23 protein-coding genes are annotated in these 21,049 nt (G+C 61.9%); 10 read left to right on the forward strand and 13 right to left on the reverse strand.

Features of this window, described 5'->3' with window-relative positions:
* Positions 1–42: 42 nt before the first annotated feature.
* Together B2J77_RS03665 and B2J77_RS03670 are read right to left on the reverse strand one after the other, a co-directional pair.
* Positions 43–408 carry a PilZ domain-containing protein gene (locus B2J77_RS03665; RefSeq protein ID WP_058637215.1) on the reverse strand — a complete coding sequence of 122 codons (366 nt, stop codon included), beginning with the start codon at positions 406–408 and terminating at the stop codon, positions 43–45.
* A 61-nt stretch (positions 409–469) separates the two neighbouring features.
* A complete protein-coding gene (locus B2J77_RS03670; protein ID WP_153302482.1) occupies positions 470–1,240 on the reverse strand; it encodes a lytic polysaccharide monooxygenase auxiliary activity family 9 protein in 771 nt (256 codons plus the stop codon).
* Positions 1,241–1,410: 170 nt separating this feature from the next.
* Here B2J77_RS03670 and B2J77_RS03675 point away from each other — a divergent pair, with 170 nt between their 5' ends.
* From B2J77_RS03675 to yjiA, 3 genes are all read left to right on the forward strand, one after another.
* A complete protein-coding gene (locus tag B2J77_RS03675; protein ID WP_058637213.1) occupies positions 1,411–3,477 on the forward strand; it encodes a carbon starvation CstA family protein in 2,067 nt (688 codons plus the stop codon).
* A gap of 13 nt (positions 3,478–3,490) precedes the next feature.
* A complete protein-coding gene (locus tag B2J77_RS03680) occupies positions 3,491–3,688 on the forward strand; it encodes a YbdD/YjiX family protein (RefSeq protein WP_023534469.1) in 198 nt (65 codons plus the stop codon).
* Positions 3,689–3,832: 144 nt separating this feature from the next.
* On the forward strand, positions 3,833–4,810 hold the full coding sequence (gene yjiA / locus B2J77_RS03685; RefSeq protein WP_078479388.1) for a GTPase: 978 nt from the start codon (positions 3,833–3,835) through the stop codon (positions 4,808–4,810).
* On the opposite strand, the gene B2J77_RS03690 is transcribed toward yjiA, so the two are convergent.
* A complete protein-coding gene (locus B2J77_RS03690; RefSeq protein WP_078478009.1) occupies positions 4,770–6,254 on the reverse strand; it encodes a methylenetetrahydrofolate reductase C-terminal domain-containing protein in 1,485 nt (494 codons plus the stop codon). The two genes, yjiA and B2J77_RS03690, sit on opposite strands and share 41 nt — an antisense overlap.
* 228 nt (positions 6,255–6,482) lie before the next feature.
* Between B2J77_RS03690 and B2J77_RS03695 the strand changes: the two genes are divergently transcribed.
* Complete coding sequence (locus B2J77_RS03695; RefSeq protein ID WP_078478010.1) at positions 6,483–7,355, forward strand: 5-methyltetrahydropteroyltriglutamate--homocysteine methyltransferase; 873 nt, start codon at positions 6,483–6,485, stop codon at positions 7,353–7,355.
* A gap of 66 nt (positions 7,356–7,421) precedes the next feature.
* Here B2J77_RS03695 and B2J77_RS03700 read toward each other — a convergent pair whose 3' ends face one another.
* On the reverse strand, positions 7,422–8,600 hold the full coding sequence (locus B2J77_RS03700) for an acetyl-CoA C-acetyltransferase (RefSeq protein WP_058604874.1): 1,179 nt from the start codon (positions 8,598–8,600) through the stop codon (positions 7,422–7,424).
* A 287-nt stretch (positions 8,601–8,887) separates the two neighbouring features.
* Between B2J77_RS03700 and fabV the strand changes: the two genes are divergently transcribed.
* Positions 8,888–10,099, forward strand: a complete 1,212-nt coding sequence (gene fabV / locus B2J77_RS03705; RefSeq protein ID WP_078478011.1) for an enoyl-ACP reductase FabV — start codon at positions 8,888–8,890, stop codon at positions 10,097–10,099.
* A 97-nt stretch (positions 10,100–10,196) separates the two neighbouring features.
* On the opposite strand, the gene B2J77_RS03710 is transcribed toward fabV, so the two are convergent.
* The 6 genes from B2J77_RS03710 to B2J77_RS03735 form a co-directional block, all read right to left on the reverse strand.
* On the reverse strand, positions 10,197–10,538 hold the full coding sequence (locus B2J77_RS03710; protein WP_058637210.1) for a HopJ type III effector protein: 342 nt from the start codon (positions 10,536–10,538) through the stop codon (positions 10,197–10,199).
* A complete protein-coding gene (locus B2J77_RS03715) occupies positions 10,531–10,827 on the reverse strand; it encodes a DUF1244 domain-containing protein (protein ID WP_058637209.1) in 297 nt (98 codons plus the stop codon). The genes B2J77_RS03710 and B2J77_RS03715 overlap by 8 nt, the downstream gene beginning before the upstream one ends.
* A gap of 9 nt (positions 10,828–10,836) precedes the next feature.
* Positions 10,837–11,574: a dihydromonapterin reductase gene (gene folM, locus B2J77_RS03720; protein WP_058637208.1), complete on the reverse strand. Its 738-nt coding sequence runs from the start codon at positions 11,572–11,574 to the stop codon at positions 10,837–10,839.
* Between the two features lie 33 nt (positions 11,575–11,607).
* On the reverse strand, positions 11,608–12,168 hold the full coding sequence (locus B2J77_RS03725; protein ID WP_078478012.1) for an antibiotic biosynthesis monooxygenase: 561 nt from the start codon (positions 12,166–12,168) through the stop codon (positions 11,608–11,610).
* 173 nt (positions 12,169–12,341) lie between these two features.
* Positions 12,342–12,959: a hypothetical protein gene (locus tag B2J77_RS03730; protein ID WP_078478013.1), complete on the reverse strand. Its 618-nt coding sequence runs from the start codon at positions 12,957–12,959 to the stop codon at positions 12,342–12,344.
* Between the two features lie 55 nt (positions 12,960–13,014).
* Positions 13,015–13,443 (reverse strand): PAS domain S-box protein, encoded by a 429-nt coding sequence (locus B2J77_RS03735; protein ID WP_058637205.1) that lies wholly within the window; start codon positions 13,441–13,443, stop codon positions 13,015–13,017.
* A gap of 111 nt (positions 13,444–13,554) precedes the next feature.
* Here B2J77_RS03735 and B2J77_RS03740 point away from each other — a divergent pair, with 111 nt between their 5' ends.
* Complete coding sequence (locus B2J77_RS03740; protein ID WP_058637204.1) at positions 13,555–14,010, forward strand: flavodoxin; 456 nt, start codon at positions 13,555–13,557, stop codon at positions 14,008–14,010.
* 224 nt (positions 14,011–14,234) lie between these two features.
* Entirely contained in the window at positions 14,235–15,137 is a 903-nt protein-coding gene (locus tag B2J77_RS03745; protein WP_058604882.1) for an alpha/beta fold hydrolase, read from the forward strand.
* A 251-nt stretch (positions 15,138–15,388) separates the two neighbouring features.
* Here the strand turns inward: B2J77_RS03745 and B2J77_RS03750 are convergent, their stop codons facing one another.
* The gene (locus B2J77_RS03750; RefSeq protein ID WP_078478014.1) at positions 15,389–16,171 is read right to left on the reverse strand and encodes an IclR family transcriptional regulator; all 783 of its coding nucleotides are present in this window, start codon (positions 16,169–16,171) and stop codon (positions 15,389–15,391) included.
* 169 nt (positions 16,172–16,340) lie between these two features.
* Here B2J77_RS03750 and hmgA point away from each other — a divergent pair, with 169 nt between their 5' ends.
* Genes hmgA through maiA form a run of 3 tightly spaced genes read left to right on the forward strand, consistent with a single transcriptional unit; the run spans position 16,341 to position 19,580 of the window.
* Positions 16,341–17,642: a homogentisate 1,2-dioxygenase gene (hmgA, locus tag B2J77_RS03755; RefSeq protein ID WP_058637202.1), complete on the forward strand. Its 1,302-nt coding sequence runs from the start codon at positions 16,341–16,343 to the stop codon at positions 17,640–17,642.
* A 3-nt stretch (positions 17,643–17,645) separates the two neighbouring features.
* Positions 17,646–18,938: a fumarylacetoacetase gene (gene fahA / locus B2J77_RS03760; protein WP_078478015.1), complete on the forward strand. Its 1,293-nt coding sequence runs from the start codon at positions 17,646–17,648 to the stop codon at positions 18,936–18,938.
* Between the two features lie 12 nt (positions 18,939–18,950).
* Positions 18,951–19,580: a maleylacetoacetate isomerase gene (gene maiA, locus B2J77_RS03765; RefSeq protein WP_078478016.1), complete on the forward strand. Its 630-nt coding sequence runs from the start codon at positions 18,951–18,953 to the stop codon at positions 19,578–19,580.
* A gap of 40 nt (positions 19,581–19,620) precedes the next feature.
* Here maiA and B2J77_RS03770 read toward each other — a convergent pair whose 3' ends face one another.
* Entirely contained in the window at positions 19,621–19,962 is a 342-nt protein-coding gene (locus B2J77_RS03770; RefSeq protein ID WP_058637199.1) for a hypothetical protein, read from the reverse strand.
* A 160-nt stretch (positions 19,963–20,122) separates the two neighbouring features.
* Positions 20,123–20,929: a SirB1 family protein gene (locus B2J77_RS03775; protein WP_078478017.1), complete on the reverse strand. Its 807-nt coding sequence runs from the start codon at positions 20,927–20,929 to the stop codon at positions 20,123–20,125.
* Between the last annotated feature and the right edge of the window lie 120 nt (positions 20,930–21,049).

Below are 21,049 nucleotides of genomic sequence, written 5' to 3' on the forward strand. Positions count from 1 at the left end.
AAAGGGGCGGTGGTCAGGCAGTTAGCCAGCTAATAGATCCTGTTATTCGATCAATTCACGCAGCTCACGCATCATTTCGGTGCTGTCGGCAATGTTCAGTTCCACAAGACGGTGCAGGTGGCTCATGGAGTCGATGTCGATGTACAGGCAAACGAAGCCCAGCCGCGTGAGCTCTTCATGGCGCAGTTCGACTTGCATCTTCACCCAGGTATCGGCGTCAAGTTGGATGACCGCCTCGTAGTTCTGGGTTGGGTCTGGGTTCCAATCGGTCGGGCGCTCGACCAGAAGGCCTTTGAGGGATAGATCGATGAGCCTGGCAGGCCAGCGCTGCTCGCCTTGGCGAAGTTCGGCAGGTGCGTCGAAATCGATGCGTTGGAAGCGGCGGCGCTCGGAATGTGGCGGGGTCATGGCGAGTCCTCATCTGATGTTCAGACTATAGACCAGCCATGATCGCGTATTCGTCCCTGCACTACTTGACGATATTCACGTCGCTGCAATTGTAGAAACCCTCGCCTGCAGCGTCATCACGTTGCCAGCGGGTATAGACCACACGTCGGCCAGCGTGTTCTTTGAGATCGACATCGAACGCGTAGTAGCCATTGACAGGCTGGACATCTCCGATTTCCTGTACCAGCTCCAAGTCATCCCACTTCAAGGCCCGCTGGGTGGGGTCGTAGTCCGGCTTGGACACATAGATTTCCCAGTAGCTAGGGTTGTGCGGCGCCATGATTTTGTAGCGCAGGTGGGCCTTGTTGTCGTCATCTTTTTTCCAGTCCTGGGCGTACCAATCGGCAGGGATGTCCAAGCCGCTCTTGTCATTGACCTGCCCAGCCTTCGTATCCGTCACGCTATTGCCTGCCGAGCACAGCTGACCATCAGGAATGGCTTTTTTGACAGCCTCCTTATTGCGGAAATCAACGACGTTCTTCGACACCTCATGCCATTGATTGAACTGGTACACAGCCTGTTGCGCATTGTTGCCAAACTTTTTAAACACATGCTGGTAAGCCGCTTTGCACCCTGGGCTTTTGATGTTTGAACCGTCGACTGGCCAGTTGTAGTCACCTTGTTGATAACAGTAGTACTGCCTGGAAATAGGCATCTCGACTGCGCCATGCATCGGCTCTACAGGTGCGGCATTGCCGTGCATGCTGCCTGCCGCAAGGCTGGCTGCGATGATGAGATGAAGTGAGTTCATGGCGACTTCCTTGCTGAGTTGGAAGTACCAAAGGTCGGCCAATCGGCCCTGGCGGGACAACTGGCAGAACTACCAGGTATTTGGCAGTGCGGTGCCGCTCTACCACGTGGAGTTGCGCTGTAAATCGGCATGCAATTGGAGATGGTAAAGCCGGCAGGCAGGCCCTAGACTCAGAGGGCCATCCATTCCAACCTCTCAGCTGGAAGCCAACTATGAACAATAACAACAGCCTGCTACGCCACCTCCCGTGGCTGGTGCTGGCAGTCCTGGGAGCCTGCGCGCTGGGTGTCGTCGCCCTGCGCCGTGGCGAAGCGATCAATGCCTTGTGGATCGTGGTCGCGGCAGTGGCCATTTATCTGGTCGCCTACCGCTATTACAGTCTGTTCATCGCCACCAAAGTGATGCAACTCGATCCGCGCCGCGCCACCCCTGCGGTGCTCAACAATGACGGTCTGGACTATGTTCCAACCAACAAGCACATCCTCTTCGGCCACCACTTCGCGGCCATCGCTGGCGCAGGCCCCTTGGTCGGCCCGGTACTGGCGGCGCAGATGGGCTATCTGCCCGGCACCCTGTGGCTGATTGCCGGTGTGGTACTGGCCGGTGCCGTCCAGGACTTCATGGTCCTGTTCTTGTCCACACGCCGCAACGGCCGCTCGCTGGGCGACATGGTGCGCGAAGAGATGGGCCGCATTCCGGGCACCATCGCCCTGTTCGGCTGTTTCCTGATCATGATCATCATCCTCGCGGTGCTGGCGCTGATCGTGGTCAAGGCCCTGGCCGAGAGCCCCTGGGGCATGTTCACGGTGATGGCGACCATCCCGATCGCCATGTTCATGGGCGTCTACATGCGCTACATCCGCCCTGGCCGCATTGGTGAGATTTCCCTCATCGGCGTGGTGCTGCTGCTGGCTTCCATCTGGTTGGGTGGTCAGATTGCCGCGGATCCGGTTTGGGGCCCAGCCTTCACCTTCACCGGTGTTCAAATCACTTGGATGCTGGTGGGCTACGGCTTCGTCGCAGCCGTGCTGCCGGTCTGGCTGGTGTTGGCCCCGCGTGACTACCTGTCCACCTTCCTCAAGATCGGCACCATCGTGGGCCTTGCCATCGGCATCCTGATCATCGCCCCTGAGCTCAAGATGCCAGCGCTGACCCAGTTCACTGATGGCACCGGCCCGGTCTGGAAAGGCACGCTGTTCCCGTTCCTGTTCATCACCATCGCCTGTGGCGCGGTCTCTGGGTTCCATGCCCTGATCTCGTCGGGCACCACGCCCAAGCTGCTGGACAACGAAACCAACGCCCGCTACATCGGCTACGGCGGCATGCTGATGGAATCGTTCGTGGCGATCATGGCCATGGTCGCGGCCTCGGTGATCGAGCCGGGCGTGTATTTCGCCATGAACAGCCCGGCTGCCGTGGTCGGTGCAGACGCGGTTTCGGTGGCGCAGACGGTCAGCAGCTGGGGCTTCTTGATCACGCCCGAGCAGCTTGAGGCGGTTGCCCGTGACATCGGCGAGCACACCATTCTGGCCCGCGCCGGCGGTGCGCCGACATTGGCCGTGGGTATCGCGCAGATTCTTCACCAAGTGCTGCCTGGCGAGAACACCATGGCGTTCTGGTATCACTTCGCCATTTTGTTCGAGGCCTTGTTCATCCTCACCGCCGTGGACGCCGGTACCCGTGCCGGGCGCTTCATGCTGCAAGACTTGCTCGGCAGCTTCGTGCCGGCGCTCAAGCGCACCGAATCGTGGGGCGCGAACCTGCTGGCCACCGCAGGTTGCGTGGCCATGTGGGGCTACTTGCTCTACCAAGGCGTGATCGATCCGCTCGGGGGTATCAACACGCTGTGGCCGCTGTTCGGCATCTCCAACCAGATGCTGGCCGGTATTGCGTTGATGCTGGGCACCGTGGTGCTGATCAAGATGAAGCGCCAGCGCTACATCTGGGTCACGCTGCTGCCAGCCACCTGGTTGCTGATCTGCACCACGGCGGCCGGCCTGATCAAGCTGTTCGATCCCAACCCGGCCGTGGGCTTCCTGGCCTTGGCCAAGAAATACAGCACCGCACTGGACGCTGGTCAGGTGCTGGCACCGGCCAAGGACATCGGGCAGATGCAGCACGTGATCTACAACGCCTACACTAACGCCGGGCTGACCATCCTGTTCCTGCTGGTGGTATTCAGCATTCTGTTCTTCGCGATCAAGGTGGGTTACGCCGCCTGGGGTCGCAAAGAGCGGACCGACAAGGAAACCCCGTTCCAGGCTCTGCCTGACGCTTGAGAGGACTGCTGCGATGTTCAATGACCTGGGTCGGCTGGGCAAATACCTGGGGCAGGCTGCACGCTTGATGGTGGGCATGCCTGACTACGACAATTACGTCGAACACATGAACAAGACGCATCCGGACAAACCGGTCATGACGTACGAAGCGTTCTTCCGAGAGCGCCAGGAAGCACGTTATGGTGGCAAGTCCGGGCCAAAGTGCTGTTAAGCCCAAAGCGTTAAGCTGTACCGGCCCCATCGTCGGCAGCCTGTGGTCATCGACAAGCCCGCTCCTCTTGGGGGCAGGTGCTGGCGATGAGCGCAGGCCTGTCGCGGTGGGGCCTGTGTTTTTTCCGAACAGGAGATGTTCTGCGTGCAGACCCCGATTCCCGTAACCGTACTGACCGGCTTTCTCGGTGCCGGCAAGACCACGCTGCTCAAGCACATGCTCAAGGCCGAGCACGGCCTGCGGCTGGCCGTGATCGAAAACGAGTTCAGCGAAGCAGGCATCGACAGCCAGTTGCTCGGTGACGAGCCGGTGCAGGTCATGACCCTGGCCAACGGCTGTGTGTGCTGCAGCATCCATGGCGACCTTACCCGTGCGCTGTTCCTGCTGCTGGAGCGGCTCGATGCTGGCGAAATTGCCTTTGATCGGCTGGTGATCGAGTGCACAGGGCTGGCCGACCCCGCGCCTGTGGCTCAAACGTTCTTCATCGACGAAGAGCTGCGCGAGCGGTACATCCTGGACGGCATCATCACCCTGGTCGACGCCGCTCACGCCGACGTCCACCTGACCCAGACCATCGCCCAGGCTCAGGTGGGCTTTGCCGATCGCCTGCTGCTGAGCAAGACCGACCTGGTGGAACCGGCCACCGTGCAAGCCCTGCGCGAGCGCCTGGCCCGCATCAATGGGCGGGCCGCCATGCATGTGGTCGAACAAGGCCGCATCGACTTGGGTGCACTGCTCGATGTACGCGGCTTCAACCTCAACCCGGACCTGGGCGCCAACCTCAAACCCACCCTGCGACCAGTACTCAAACCCGCCACCCCGGACCGTATCGCCACCTTGGTGTTGCGCACCGACAAGGCGCTGGACATCGACCGCCTCAGCGACTTCATGAATGGCCTGTTGGAAACCCATGGCACGCAACTGTTGCGTTACAAGGGCGTGCTCAATATCGCGGGCGAGGACCGCAAGCTGGTGTTTCAGGGCGTGCTCAAGCTCTACGGGTTCGACTGGGACGCTGAATGGGCTGAGGCCGAACCGCGCGAGAGCGTCATGGTGTTCATTGCCGATGATCTTCCCGAAGCTACGATTCGCGCCGGCTTCGAGGCGCTGACGGCTGAGTGACGGGCTGAACCTTTCCACCGAACCAACCCGGCCAGGAGCTTCGATGGCGGTTGTGCTGCTCCACGCAAGGGATCAAGCGCTGGGCCAGCACATCGGTTTGCCGCACCGCCTTGGCCGTGCGGTACTTGGCACTGTGGATGCACTCACGATCGCCAAACTCGCACCGGTTCAAGGTGGTACCGCCGCAGGGGCCGTTCGCCAGGCCCTTGGGGCAGGTCTCGGGGCAGGTGTACAAGGTGTCTTCCAGGCGGCAACGACCGCAGGTGTCGCAGCCAAGCAGTGGTCGCTTCACGGCCCGCTCCACGCTGTGCAGCACCTGGGCGCCCAGGCCTGTCGCCCACATCGGCTGGCGAACCGCCCACCCGAACAACTGACTCACCGGGTTGCGACGACTGAATAACAGGCCATGCATGCCATGCATGGCGTGGTAGCGGGCTTTCTGGGCAAACGAAGCCACGACACGCGACTCTCCCTCGCGCCATGCCGCCTGCGGTGGGTGAAACGTCACTGCCGGTAGGCTAGGCATTTGCCAGCTGGCCTGCCAGGCAGGCGCCCATTGCTCCAGCGTGGCCACTTGCGTCTGCCAGTGCGCAAGGCGTGCCTCCAAGGCAAGCAGCTGGCTGGGCTCATGGATGCCCGACAGATGCACGCCGGCGTAGCCCATCAGCTTAACCCCAATGACCTGCAGGGCCAGGCGGTCGATGCTGCGAGCCTGGGCAAAGGCCTTGGATTGCGCCGCCTCGGCTTCCAGCATTTGCCGCATCGACGGGGTGACGGTCACGCCTGCGACATGATCGAGCATGCCCGCACGGCCTTGGGTAAGGCTCATAAGACAAGCCAGCATAGGTTTAGGTGCGCGCTGGCGGCGCATCCAGTGCATGGCTTCCTGGTGCTTGGCAGCATCGAAACCTAGCTGCAGGATGAAAAAGTCGGCACCGGCTGCCAATTTCTTTTCAGCCTTCAGGTACTGAGCGGCGCCTTCTTCTTCACGGTATTTGAACGGGTTGAGCGCTGCGCCCAGCCACCAGTGCGGATAGGTTTGCCGGGCGATCTGCAGCGCTGCCACCGATTCCAGGTAGCGCACCGGGCGCTTGCCTGGGGTATGGCCTGGCAGGCGGTCCCCTGTCAGCATCAGCAACTGGTGCTGGCCCGCAGCATCCATGCGCCGCATCTGGGCGAGCAGGTGATGGCGCTCCCGGTCCTTGCCGGAAAAGTGGGGCAGGGCAGGTACCGGATGCTCAAAACAGGCCAAGGCATCCAGGGGTGACATGTCCAGCGGGCTGCTCACCCGGTCGCCAATGGCGAGTGTCATCGGCCAGCCACACAGCTGCCTGCGGGCCATTATGGCGTCCATCGCCGCAAAACGCTCTGCTGACGGCTTGGGGACGAACTCCATGACGCAAGCGAATTGCTGTTGTTGCAGGGCAGTTTTGAGCACGCTCATGACGGAACACCGAGTGTGGGCAGGCTGGCATTGTGCGCCAGCCCTGTGAATGGGTCATGCCCGGTTGCGCAGCGCATTGATCTGATCAAGACACGGCTAGGCGTCACGGGTGCGCCAGCGCGAGTAACATGAGGGAAACTTGAGTTGATCTCAAATTTATTGAGTTTGTTTCAAACGCTCATCGATCTGAAAATGCCCCCATCATTTCTGCACATTGGGGACATACACATGGCACTGGCGCATAACCTGGGCTTTCCACGCACTGGCAACGACCATGCGCTTCGCGCACGTCATTGGCAGATGCAGAAAGACGCCGGTATCGAGCTATTGCCTGTAGGCGATGTGGACTGGCAGGGCGGCGCAGCGCGCGACCCTCAGGCACCTGTGACGCGGCATTTCACCCTGCTTGCCGATCAGCTGCTACAGGAAGTGGCCCAGGCCAGCGCGCTGGGCCACACCGTCAAACCTGTTCTCGTCGGCCCCCTGACCTATTTGTGGCAAAGCGCGGCGCAAGACGGGCACAGCCTAGCGCTGGAATCTGTCGACGAACTGCTTCCGTACTACGACGCCGTTCTCAATCGCCTGGCCGAACAAGGCGTGCAGTGGGTGCAGATCGATGAGCCGATCCTTGCCCAGGCGCTGCCGCAGGACTGGAAGAACGCCTACGAGCGGGTTTACAACATCCTGCAGCACGCCCCGTTGAAAAAGCTGATCGCGACGTGGGCCGGTGGCTTGCAGGGCAACCTTGGCCTGGCCGCGCACCTGCCGGTGGACGGCTTGCACATCGACCTGGTGAGCGACCCTGAGCAGCTGACGAGCACCCTGGACCGCCTGCCTGCCTACAAAGTGCTGTCGTTGGGCCTGGTCGACGCAGAAAACGATGCCCAGCATGCCCTGGACAGCAAGTGGCACTGGCTGTGTGAAGCCAATGAGCGTCTGGGGGAGCGACTGTGGATCGGTACGGCGTGCTCACTGCTGCACAGCCCGCTGGGCGTCGCCGTGCAGGCCTGTGAGGAAGTGGTCCGGCTGGTCAAGGCGCTCAATGATCCGATCAAGGTCACGCCACCCGCGTTCCACGCCCTGCAGGTAGCCAACGCCTGATTGTGCATGGCAGATGCCGCCGCTAGGGCGTGCACGGCGGCGTCCAAGTGCCCATGGCTCGGTTGATCAGCGCTCGATCGCCAGGGCCACGCCTTGCCCCCCCCCGATACACAGCGTTGCCAGACCTTTCTTGGCATCGCGCTTGATCATCTCGTGCAGCAGGGTGACCAGCACGCGGCACCCGGATGCACCGATGGGATGACCCAACGCAATCGCCCCACCGTTCACGTTGACCCGCGAAGCATCCCACGCCAGCGCCTTGCCAACGGCCAGCGCCTGGGCCGCGAACGCCTCGTTGGCTTCGATCAGGTCCAGGTCGGCCAGTTGCCAGCCTGCTTTGCCCAGGCAGCGTTCAGTCGCCGAGACAGGGGCGATCCCCATCACGGCGGGGTCGACCCCAGCGCTGGCATAGGCCGCGATCCTGGCCAGCACGGGCAAGCCCAATGCCTGGGCCTTTGCAGCGTTCATCAGCAGCACTGCCGCGGCCCCATCGTTGAGGCTGGAGGCATTGCCTGCCGTCACACTGCCGTCCTTCTTGAAGGCAGGGCGCAGTTTGGCAAGGGATTGAGCCGTGGTGTCCGAACGTGGCTGTTCGTCCTGGGCGAAAACCTTGGGCTCGCCTTTTTTCTGTGGCAGCACGATCGGGGTGATTTCGGCCTCAAAGCGGCCAGCGGCGATGGCTGCCACCGCCTTGCGCTGCGACTCGGCCGCGAAGGCGTCCTGCTGTTCACGGCTCAGCGCGTACTCCTGCACCAGATTTTCAGCCGTGATGCCCATGTGGTAGTCGTTGAACGCGTCCCATAGGCCGTCGCTGATCATGCTGTCGATCAGCTGGCCATGGCCCATGCGCTGGCCGGTGCGGGCAGATGGCATTACATAAGGGGCAAGACTCATGTTTTCCTGACCGCCGGCGATCACCACCTCAGCGTCGCCGCAGCGAATAGCCTGGGCGCCCAGGTGCAGTGCCTTGAGACCGGAGCCGCAGACCTTGTTCAGGGTCAGGGCAGGCACGCTGAACGGCAGGCCTGCCTTGATCGCTGCCTGACGTGCAGGGTTTTGCCCGGCGCCGGCCGTGAGCACCTGGCCCATGATCACCTCGTCGACCTGAGCCGGCTCCAGCCCGGTCTGCTCCAATAGACGCTTGATCACGGCTGCCCCCAGGTCGACGGCCGGGACGCCCGCCAGGGCGCCCTGGAAGCTACCGATGGCGGTGCGGGTCGCGGCGACGATCACCACTTCGTTCATGTTGTTGTTCTCCGTCTGAAGGTGAGGGCAACCAGCATCGGCGCATTTTGCTTATTTGTTAAGTTTGTTTTTATTGCCCATTGATAGGAAAACCGAATCAATGCCTCGGCGTTGGGAGGGTGCGTCCGGACAGCGCGCCGTGTCGCCAACCGCCCACCGATTTTGCATCGCTGCGTTCAACCCTTAAGATGTGTCGCCTAACCTGCGGGGTGAGTCTTACCCCTCAGTCCACATTTGAAAACGCCCTGAGTGGCGTTTTCGTGCATAAACCAGACGAGGTACAGACATTGGCCATCATTCATCCTAAGGTCCGCGGTTTCATCTGCACCACGACTCACCCCAAGGGCTGCGAGCTCAACGTCCGTGACCAGATCGAAGCCACCCGCAAACTGGGCGTGCGCGAGGATGGTCCGAAGAAGGTGTTGGTCATCGGTGCTTCCAGTGGCTACGGCCTGGCCGCGCGCATCACTGCAGCCTTCGGTTTCAAGGCCGACACCCTGGGCGTGTTCTTCGAGAAGCCAGGCACCGAAACCAAGGCCGGCACCGCTGGCTGGTACAACGCGGCGGCGTTCGACAAGTTCGCCAAGGCCGAGGGCCTGTACAGCAAGTCGATCAACGGTGACGCTTTCTCCGACGAAGCGCGGGCCAAGGTCATCGAGCTGATCAAGAACGACATGGGCGGCAAGGTCGACCTGGTCATCTATTCGCTGGCCTCGCCGGTGCGCAAGCTGCCACAGACGGGCGAACTGGTGCGCTCGGCGCTCAAGCCCATCGGCCAGCCGTACAAGTCGACGGCCATCGACACCAACAAGGACGCCATCATCGAGGCCAGCATCGAGCCGGCCACCGAGCAGGAAATCGCCGACACCGTGACCGTCATGGGTGGCCAGGACTGGCAGCTGTGGATCGACGCCCTGGCCGGTGCCGATGTGCTGGCCGAAGGCGCTCGCACCGTCGCCTTCAGCTACATTGGCACCGAAATCACCTGGCCCATCTACTGGCACGGCGCCCTGGGCAAGGCCAAGCAGGACCTGGACGACACTGCCCTGCGCCTGGACCAGAAGCTGGCAGCTGAGGTCAAGGGCGGCGCCAATGTGGCCGTGCTCAAGTCGGTGGTGACCCAGGCCAGTTCGGCCATCCCGGTCATGCCGCTGTACCTGTCGATGGTGTTCAAGATCATGCAGGAGAAGGGTGTCCACGAAGGTACCCAGGATCAGCTCGATCGCATGTTCCGTGACCGTATGTATCGCACCGACGGCGCCCCGGCGCAGGTCGACGAAAAAGGCCGCCTGCGCCTGGACGACTGGGAACTGCGTGATGATGTGCAGGATGCCTGCAAGGCCATGTGGCCACAGGTGACCACCGAGAACCTGTTCGAGCTGACCGACTATGCCGGTTACAAGAAGCAGTTCCTGAACCTGTTCGGCTTCGAGCGCACGGACGTCGATTACGACGAAGATGTGGCGACCGAGGTGCAGTTCGATTGCGTGCAGCTGTAACGCTCTGAGGTCAGGTTACTGGGGCTGCCAAGCAGCCCCAGTCTTCATGCTGCCGTGCGCGACTCCAGGGCGCAGACCGCTGGATGGACAACCCCCATCAAGCCTTGCGCGACAGTGGTAATGCCTCGAACTTGACGCCTGCCAGGCCGTACGCGATCAGCGCACGGATATTCCCATGGTCGTGGCCCTCGGGTGTGGCCTGCACATCTCGATAATGCTCGCCAAAGGCCAGCAGCGCCTCACGATCAGTCAATCCCTCTAGCAACGCCAGGCCCAAGGTCTTGCATGAACCTTCGTTCTGCCCGGCCGCGTTTTCGACGCCACCGTTGCTGAAGGCCTGGGGCTGATAGGCATAGTGTTCGGCAATGAATGCCAAGGTGTCGGCGAACACATGTTCACCACTGTCCAGGCTGGCGCGCAGGGTAGTCAGATCAGTCACGGGGTTTTCCTTGTTCGAATGCGGCCTGCTGCTGGGGGCTGGCCTCTTTTTGGTACTGGGCCTTCCACTCGCCATAAGGCATGCCGTAGACGGCTTCACGGGCGTCATCCAGGCTCAGGTCCACCTGGCGCTCGTCAGCTGCCGCCTTGTACCACTTGGACAGGCAGTTACGGCAGAACCCGGACAGGTTCATCAGGTCGATGTTCTGCACGTCGGTGCGTGAGCGCAGGTGTTCCACGAGCCGGCGGAAAGCGGCGGCTTCCAGTTCGAGCTGTTGCTGTGGGGTCATGGGCTTCTCTCAAATGATGCGGTTTTTCAGGTGGCGGCCACCGTTGATGACCACTTGGCTGCCGGTGCTGTATTGGCTGGCAAGCAGGTACTTGACGGTCTCGATCAGCGGCCCGGCGCCCGGTTCGAATTCCAGCAGTGCCTTCTTCAGCGTCTGCTGGCGATAGGCTTCGTCGCCGCCCTCCTTGAGGATCAGCAGCCCAGGCAGAATACCGTTGACGTGTACCGTGGGTGCGTACTTTTCGGCAAACGACAACACCATGTTCTGCAACGCGGCCTTGGTGGCGGCGTAGCCGATGTGGCTCTTGCTGCCGCGTGAGGACGTTTCGTCGCAGACGTGGATGATGTCGGCCTTGTCGACCTTGGCCAAGAGCTCGCCCAGGGCCAGATTGAGATGATAGGGCGCTTCGACATGAAGGCGGAACATGGTGTCGAGGTTGGCCAGGTCATCGTCGAGCCACAGCGAAGCGTTGTGGATGACGGCGCGCAGGCCATCGTAATGGCTGTAGAGGTAGTCGATCAGTGCCTGGCGATCGGCCGCCTGGCACAAGTCTGCGGTGAACGGAATGATATTGGGGTGTGGCGATTGAGGCTGGACGCTGCGGCTGGCACTGACCACCGTATGGCCGGCCTGGGCCAGTTCCATGGCCAGGGCCAGCCCGACGCGTTGGCTGGCTCCGGTTATCAGGATAGGGCTGTTCATGTTCGGGGCGGTCAACTGTATGAGTCGAAGGTTGTCGCCCAGCATACCCCAACTGCCCAACGCGTGTGTGGCCTGCGCCTACCGGCTACGCCAGGCGTGTTCGCGTGCCGCCGCCCCCTGCAGCCAGCCCGCCAGCAGGTGCGTTGAAAGGGGGATGAACAGGTACACCATCAGGGGGGTGAGCGCCAGGGTGCTGACAAGCACGCGTGGCAACAGGTCCATGCCTGCCAGCCAGTGACCGAACAGCATGTTAAAGGCCAGTGACACCGGAAAGAATGCCAGCCAGATCGCCGTGGCCTGTTTCCAACGGGGTGGTTTACGCACCAAGGCAGTGCCGAACCAGTCGTTTATGCCACTGACCCGTGCCTCCCTGGGGCGCTCGAACAGCCCGTTGCCGCGCTTGAGCCAGGCGCGCCGCGAGGCCGAATGTTCCCAGGCATGCAAGGTCGGCTCATCGCTGAAGCGGAAGATGATCTGGAATTCATCGCCGTCGCGCGGCGGTGCGAGAATCCCTGAGCCCAGGTAGCCGGGGAAATCGGTGGCCAGCTGTTCGCCCTCATGGAGCCAGGCCAGCAGTTCTTCATAGCGGCCATCGGCGGCGCGCCGCGACACCATCAAGGTGACGGGGGATCTAGACATCGTGTATCTCCTGACGACGAGGCTGGCGGGTAGCTGGCCCCTTGGCTGTGTCGGCCGGGGTGGTGGTCGACTCAGTTAGGCATGCAAGAAGTGGGCGCGGATTATGGCGTATCGACCGAGCGGGCGTAAGCCACCGCCGTGGGAGAACACGGTGCGTTCGTCGGGTGTCGTCTTCAGCCGGGCATTTGCGTATGCAACTCAGGGTGAGCAAGCCGGTGCTTGTGGAGGATGAAATCGCGCAGGCGTTCGATGTCTTCCTGGGCAGTGCCACTTAGGTCATAGGCGGCCTTGCAGCCGTCGATACGCCGGCCCAGCTTGCCGTGAAGCTCGATGGGGCAGACACCGTCCGGGGCGAATCGGAGCGTGAAGACATCAGGAGCGTCTAGCAGGTCGCGCACATGCACAAGCACACCTTTGACAGAGATATCGCACACCCAGAGCCCGCTCTCCTCACCGTGGGCGTCGAGCAATGCACAGGGCGGATCAAGGGTCAGCCGCCATGGGCGCAGCCTGGGGCCTATCTCGAAGATATCGGGCGCGCCCAGTTGCAATTGCAGCGTATGAAACTCGTCCTCGATCAGCTGAAGCGGAATGCTGATCTGCTGGTTGTCGACATGGGCCTGCAAGGTAACCTGCTCATGAGCGACCAGGCGCGTGAGCAGACCCTGAATGCGGCTGTCCCCATTGACCAGGAGGCTCGTCATGGCTTCGGTCATGTCAAACTGCGGGGAGTGCTGGACATCCTGGATATAGTCCAGCTCATCCTGGGTCAGAAGTGTGTCGGGGGGCATGTTGAAACTCGATGTGGAGGGTTCTACGGCCCGATTGACTCCAAAGCGCATTGGTTCACGCACCATCACCGGCTTTCTGACGAGCGCGCAGCTCAGCCAGTTCGCGTTCCGTTTCCACTTGCCGGGTAACGTCCCTCTGAATGCCGATGTAGTACAGGCGCTGGTCAGCCGCGTGCCTTAGCGGGGTAATGGACAGCTCGTTCCAGAAAGCGGTGCCGTCCTTGCGGTAGTTACGCAGCACTTCACGGCATGCCCGGCCCTCGGTCAGCGCTTTGCGGATGCGCGCGCGGCCCAATTGGTCACGGTCGTCCCCCTGCAGAAAGCGGCAGTCCTGGTACAGGATTTCATCCCGGCTGTAGCCGGTGAGACGCTCGAAAGCCGCGTTCACGTAGATGAGGATGGTGTCGTCGCCTTCCTGTTCAGCGACCACGATACCGTCGTCCGAGGCATCGACCATCGATTGCAGCAACTGCGCATTGATCATGTCTGGGTCATGCAGTGAAGGAATGAGGGCCGCGGGCGTTGCCACGGCCTTGTGCCAGCGCTGGGTGCTAGTATCCTACGATTTCACTCAGTATCGGAATCCTTTTCCCTGATGAAAGTCGTCATTATTTCCGGATCGGTGTACGGCACCGCCGAAGAAGTTGCCCGTCACGCCGAATCGCTGCTCAAGGCCGCTGGCCTGGAAGCCTGGCACGCCAACCGAGCCTCTTTGCAAGACTTGCAGGCGTTCGGCCCGCAGGCCGTACTGGCGGTGACCTCCACCACAGGCATGGGCGAGTTACCCGACAACCTCATGCCCCTCTACAGCGCCCTGCGCGACACCCTGCCGGCCGACTGGCGTGGCCTGCCGGGTGCAGTCATCGCCTTGGGCGATTCCAGTTATGGCGATACCTATTGCGGTGGCGGCGAACAGATGCGCGAACTGTTTGCCGAACTTGGCGTGCAGGAGGTGCTGCCCATGCTGCGGCTTGATGCCAGCGAAACCGTGACACCGGAAACCGATGCCGAGCCGTGGCTGGCTGAACTGGTGCAGGCACTGAGCGCCTGACGTTTTTGCAGGAAGGATACGCAGCCGGCAACCAGTCAGGCTGCGCCTACCGCTGGTGCAGGTGACTCGCTCAGTCATCAAGCTGGCTGGCAACGCAAGTTCAAGCGCCTCGGCCGCTGGCTAGACTGTGTCTCGCACAGAGAGCACATGCAAGTGCCGAGGTGACATGCAATGACAGCAGCCTTGCCTTATCGCGTCCACATCCCTTAACCCGGTGCCTTCCGATGCCCATGGCCGAAATTCCATTGTGCGTCTGGCGTACCCGGGGACAGAGTTTCACATTCCGGGGCCAGAGCATCCGCTACTGGACCGCAGGGCAAGGAACGCCCCTGCTTTTGCTACATGGTTTTCCTACAGGCAGCTGGGACTGGCATTACTTGTGGGGCCCTCTGGCCCAGCGCTATCGGGTGGTGGCCTGCGACATGCTGGGGTTCGGCGATTCGGCCAAGCCAGTTGATCACGCCTATAGCCTGATGGAGCAGGCCGACTTGCAGCAGGCCTTGCTGGCTCACCTGCAGATCGACCAGCCGGTGGATGTGCTGGCTCATGATTACGGAGGTAGCGTGGCCCAGGAGCTGCTGGCTCGGCATCATGAGCAGCGCGCCAATATCGCCAGCTGCGTCTTTCTCAACAGCGGCCTGTTTCCTGAAGGTTGTCGCATGCTGTTACTGCAGAAGCTGCTGCTAAGTCGCCTGGGCTGGCTGGTGGCGCGCTCGTTCAGCCGCGATGACCTGGTGCGTCACCTGACCCGTGTCTATGGGCCATGTACCCACCCGAGCGAAAGCGTGCTCGACGACTTCTGGAGCATGCTGGCTGCCAATCGCGGCACGCGCGTGCTGCACAGGCTTGCCGGCTACGTGCCTGAACGCTTGCAGCACCGTGATCGCTGGACGCAGGCGCTGCAGGGGGCGGTGCCGTTGCGTTTGATCGCCGGCGCAGTCGATCCCCTTTATGGCGCGCACATGGTCGAGCACTACCGTCGACACGTTCCGACCGCCGATGTCGTGCTGTTGCAGGGTATTGGCCACCATCCGCATACCGAGGCGCCGCAACAGGTGTTGCGTCATTACCTGGCGTTCAGGGAACCCGCCCAAGGGTTCGGCTCGCTCAAAGTGGCCAGGTTTTGACCCGATGACATGGCAACCGGGCTCCTGAGGACCAAACGGCAGGCAAAAAAAAACCGCTGCCTTTCGCAGCGGTCAATCGAGACGTCAGATCAAGGAGCTTCAAAATCTACGTCGATACACCCGGCTGGCACCGTGAGCGGGGGGAGAGCCCTCGGTGCCAGCCAGTGATCCGATAATAAGCAATTGAATCGACTGGAAAAACCGCATACGGCGACATTCACCGTTACATACCAGGCAACAGTCTGCGGTGCTCAAGAGGCTGGGCAGTACCCCATGCGCCAGCTTGCCTCGCGCGTAGCAGCCAAAAGCCGCTGTGCCGCAGGGCCTTGTTCATCGGCATGAAACATCGACGTGGGCCCCACCACCGTCATCACCGCAGCGATCTGCCCCATGGCGTTGAAGATCGGCGCCGACAGCGCATCCACACCCGGCATCAGCAGCCCGTGGATATGGTGCAGACCGCGTTCACGTATACCTGCCAGCACCGTCTGATAATCCCCAGGCCCTAGCTTGAGCTGGGTCAGCTCGCGCGCCATCAAGTCCACGGTTTCCCGCTCAGGCAAATGGGCCGCGAACACCAGCCCGGTGGACGAGGTCAGCAGCGGCAATACCGAGCCAATCTGCGTCACCACGGTGACGGCGCGTACGGCCGGTTCGATGCTTACCACGGTCGCCCCCTGATTGCCCCACACCGCAATAAAGCAACTCTCGTTCAGTTCATCACGCAGCTGGGAGAGCGGCAGCGCGGCGACTTTCAGCACATCGATGCTGCCCAGCGCGGCCATGCCCACGCGCAAGGCTTCGCGCCCCAGGCCGTAATGATTGGTAGCCGCATTCTGTTCGGCGAACCCGCTGGCAATCAGAGCTTGCAGGTAACGATGCACCTTGCTCGCCGGCATCTGGACATGCTCTGCAAGCCTGGACAGTGACGTGGAGGGTGAGAGTTCGGCCAATGCCTTGAGGATGTCGGTGCCCACCTCGGCTGAGCGGACCTTCTGCTTGCCGTTGTCGGTAGGGGAGCTGGCTTTGGCCATCGGTAGGGTCATCCGCGAGTCATCGAGTCGCGCCTTTATAGCTTGACGCCTGGTGCAGAGCAAATTACGTTATCCGTAATCTGATTACGATAAAAACAATGCAGATGCGCCGCCGTTCCCTCGGGCAGCAGCAACTGCTCCCACAGGCCGCCCCGGCCCGGAGGCATCGATGAATCGCGACCCTTCACCTGACCTTCACTACCTCAGCGGTTTCGGCAACGAATTCACCAGCGAAGCGTTGCCAGGCGCCTTGCCGGTCGGGCAGAACTCGCCACAGAAAACCCCCTATGGGCTCTATGCCGAGCTGCTCTCCGGCACGGCGTTCACCATGGCCCGTCATGAGCTGCGCCGCACCTGGATGTACCGTATCCGGCCGTCAGCCGCCCATCCGCGTTTCGAGCGCCTGACGCGCCAGCCCCTGAACGAGGCGGGGGGCACGATCACGCCCAACCGCCTGCGCTGGAACCCGCAGCCCATCCCGCAAGCGCCAACCGACTTCATCGAGGGTTGGCTGCCCATGGCGGCCAATGGCCCTGCCAACACGCCTGGCGGTGTGAGCATCTACATCTACAGCGCCAACCGCTCCATGGAGCGCGTGTTCTTCAACGCCGATGGCGAGCTGTTGCTGGTGCCTGAGCAAGGTCGGCTGCGCCTTGCCACCGAGCTGGGTGTGATGCAGGTGGGCCCGCTTGAAATTGCAGTGATTCCCCGCGGCATGAAGTTTCGTGTCGAACTGCTCGATGGCCATGCCCGTGGCTACCTGGCTGAAAACCACGGCGCGCCCTTGCGCCTGCCGGACCTGGGGCCTATTGGCAGCAATGGGCTGGCCAACCCCCGCGATTTCGAAACGCCGGTGGCCGCTTATGAACACACCACCGGGCCGGTGCAACTGGTACAGAAATTTCTGGGAGAGCACTGGGCGTGCGAGCTCCAGCATTCCCCATTGGACGTGGTGGCCTGGCACGGTAGCAACGTGCCTTACAAATACGACCTGCGTCGCTTCAATACCTTGGGCACAGTCAGCTTCGACCACCCGGACCCCTCGATTTTCACCGTGCTCACCTCACCGACCAGCGTGCATGGCCTTGCCAACATGGACTTCGTGATCTTCCCCCCGCGCTGGATGGTGGCCGAGAACACCTTCCGTCCGCCATGGTTCCACCGCAACCTGATGAACGAGTTCATGGGGCTGATCGACGGTGCCTACGATGCCAAGGCCGAAGGCTTCGTACCCGGTGGCGCGTCCCTGCACAGCGTGATGAGTGCCCATGGCCCGGATGCCGAGACCTGCGACAGGGCCATAGCGGCCGAGCTGGCCCCGCACAAGATCGAGAACACCATGGCGTTCATGTTCGAGACCAGCCAGGTGCTGCGCCCGAGCCAGTACGCCATGTCCTGCCCGCAGTTGCAGGCCGACTACGACAGCTGCTGGGCCACCTTGCCCAGCACCTTCAACCCGAACCGGAGATAACCCATGAACCAACCCGCCATTGCTCGCAGCTGGGTGAGCCACGCCAATGGGCACAGTGACTTCCCGCTGCAGAACCTGCCCTTGGGTATCTTCAGTCGTGGCAGCGAAGCCAAGCGCTGTGGCGTGGCCATCGGCGATGCCATCCTCGACCTTGAGGCGGTGCTGGCCATGGGTTTTTTCGAAGGTCAGGCCAAGGCGGCGGTACTTGCCACCCAGGGCGGCACCTTGAACGCGTTTTTCGCACTCGGGCGCGCTGCGCGCGTGGCGCTGCGGGAGCGGCTGCTCGAGTTGCTCGGTGAGCAATCCGAGCACCAGGCAATGCTGGAGGGCGCGCTTTATCCCGCCAGCACCTGCCAGTTGCATGTGCCGGCCCAGATCGGCGATTACACCGACTTCTACGTGGGCATCGAGCATGCCCGCAACATTGGCAAGTTGTTCCGCCCCGACAACCCCTTGCTCCCCAACTACAAGTACGTGCCCATCGGCTATCACGGCCGCGCATCGACCATTCGCCCCTCCGGGACGGATGTTCGCCGGCCCAAGGGCCAGACATTGCCTGCCGGCCAGAGCGAACCAAGCTTCGGCCCCTGTGCGCGGCTGGACTACGAGCTGGAGCTGGGCATCTGGATCGGGCAGGGCAACGACATCGGCCAGGCCATCCCCATCGGCGATGCCGCCGAACACATCGCGGGCCTGTGCCTGCTCAACGACTGGTCGGCGCGGGACATCCAGGCGTGGGAATACCAGCCACTGGGCCCGTTTCTGTCCAAGAGCTTCGTGACCACGATTTCGCCCTGGGTCGTCACGGCCGAGGCGCTGGCGCCCTTGCGCTGCGCTCAGCCGCCAAGGCCTCAAGGTGACCCCCAGCCGCTGTCCTATCTGCTCGACAAGCGGGATCAGGCAGCGGGTGCATTCGACATCGAACTGGAAGTGTTGCTGCTCACCGAGCGCATGCGCGAGGAAGGGGGGGCGCCGCACCGCCTGGCCCTGAGCAACACCCGCAGCATGTACTGGACGGTGGCCCAGTTGGTGGCGCACCACAGTGTCAACGGTTGCCAGTTGCAACCCGGCGACCTGTTCGGCTCCGGCACCCTGTCAGGTGCCACCCCAGGGTCCTATGGCAGCTTGCTGGAAATCACCGAGGGCGGGAAGCACCCGGTCGAGCTGCCCAATGGCGAAGTGCGCAAGTTTCTGGAGGACGGCGACGAAATCATCCTGCGGGCACGGGGTGTGTGCGACGGTGAGGTGAGCATCGGGTTCGGCGAGTGCCGTGGTCGGGTCATTGCGGCCAACTGAGGAGACGCAGGCATGGAGCTGTATACCTATTACCGTTCCACCTCGTCCTACCGAGTGCGGATTGCCTTGGCCCTCAAAGGGCTGAGCTTCAGGGCACTCCCCGTCAATCTGCTGCAAGGCGAGCATCGGCAAGCCGGTTATCTGGGTATCAATGCCCAGGGCCGGGTGCCCACTCTGCGTACCGACGATGGTGAGGTTCTGGTGCAATCTCCAGCCATCATCGAGTACCTGGAAGAGGCCTATCCGCTGCCCGCGCTGCTACCGGCAGGGGCGGCGCAGCGCGCCAAGGCGCGTGGGGTGGCGGCGATCATCGGCTGCGACATCCACCCCCTGCACAACGTCAGCGTGCTCAACCGCCTGCGTGAAGCGGGCCAGGATGAAGTGCAGATCAACCAATGGATCGGCCATTGGATAAGCCAGGGGCTGGGGGCTGTCGAGCAGGTGATCGGCGAGGGTGGCTACTGCCTGGGCGATGCGCCTGGCCTGGCGGATGTCTACCTGATACCGCAGCTCTATGCCGCCGAGCGATTCGGGGTCGACCTTGGGGGTTACCCGCGCATTCGCAGGGTGGCGGCGTTGGCGCAGCAGCATCCGGCGTTCATGCAGGCTCATCCTTCGCGTCAACCCGATACGCCTAAGTGAGAGCCTCGAGCCGCGGTTGAGCCGAGAAGTCGTTTATTGCCTAGCGTGGTTTGGGTGACTGCTCTGGAGCCTCATCATGCGCATCAGCTTTGCGTTTCTTGGCTGCGCTCGTGTAGGTCCTGTCGTTGAGCGACTTCAGCACGATTTGGTTATTTGTTAGCTGAGCTGCAAACTGAGCTTGTTGCATAGCCATGCTTTGAGCCTGTATTTCCTTGAGCTCCTTGAGCGTGGCATTGACTTCAACAAGTTGAGTGGCGATCTTCCTGAGTTGAACGTTCGACACTTTCGGCTGTTCGCTCTCTTTACGCTGTTCGCACCCTGGCAACCCCATGAAAGTCAGCGTCAACGTGGTTATGGCAGTTATGCGTGTCGCTATGTTCAAAGCTTGCTCTCCTTGCTAATGGGTGCGCTGAGCCTTTAAGGCTGCGCACCCAGATAATCCGTTGTTCCAGATCATCACCAATTCTGGTGATCCAATCCAGTCACTTTTGCCCATACGCCATTACTCGCAGAAAGACGTTAGCCCCCCGGATCATCTGCCGTCAGTGAATCAAGCGATTGATCGAAGGCAACTGACCCAGCCGCTCGCTCAAAACCAGCCGCTGGACAGGGTCTTGCGTCAGCAGCAATGCATGCTCTAGGTCGAAGCGCTCGGCATGCGGGCAATCGAGCTGCCTGTACAGGTTGGCACGGGCCAGGTAGTCGCCGACCTGGGCGGGCCCCAGTTGCATGACGCGCTCGGCGTCGATCAGCGCCGCGAGTGGGGCATCATTGCTGGTGTGCAACTGGCGCAGGTTGCGTGACAGCCGTTGCAGCATCTGCATGGCGCTGGCCGGGCGCAAGTGCTCGGCGCTCAAGGCGGTACCCGGACCGTACTGGCGGACCAGCAGCTCCCGGCAATCATTGGGGTAAAGACGCCGACCGCCGCAGGGGTCGAGCAAATGGTCGGCACCCGGCACGCGCAACAGGAAATGCCCGGGGAAGGCGACGCCTTCGAGTGGAATGGACAGACGCTGCGCAAACTCCAGTGCCAGGATGGCCAAGGCCAGCGGTTGGCCACGTCGCCTTGTCAGCACATGGTTCATCAAGGCAGCGTGAGGACGCAGCGGCAGGTATTCATCCTGTTGGAAACCCAGCGCGTTGAGCTGGCGCAAGAGCGGCTGGGCAAGTTCAGTGACGCCAATCATGGGCAGGTGAATGCTGATGGTGTGCTGCATGTTCTGGAACACGGCCTGGCAGGCATCAGGATCGACGCTTGGATCATGCTCAGCGGCAATCCACAGCGCAGCTTGCAGCAGGGCGGCAGGCGTGTCTTCAAGGCAGGCCAGGCAGGCTTGACGTGGCTTCATGGGCTTCTCCACTCACCCTTGAGTAATAGCCGCCCAGAGCGGTTTCGTCCAGTTGTCCGGTAGCCCGGCCCGCCCGTTTCAGGTGCCTATACTGGATGCTGCACCTCATGGGGAGCCAGG

This window comes from Pseudomonas parafulva (assembly GCF_002021815.1).
In the GTDB taxonomy this organism is placed as follows: Bacteria; Pseudomonadota; Gammaproteobacteria; order Pseudomonadales; family Pseudomonadaceae; genus Aquipseudomonas; species Aquipseudomonas parafulva_B.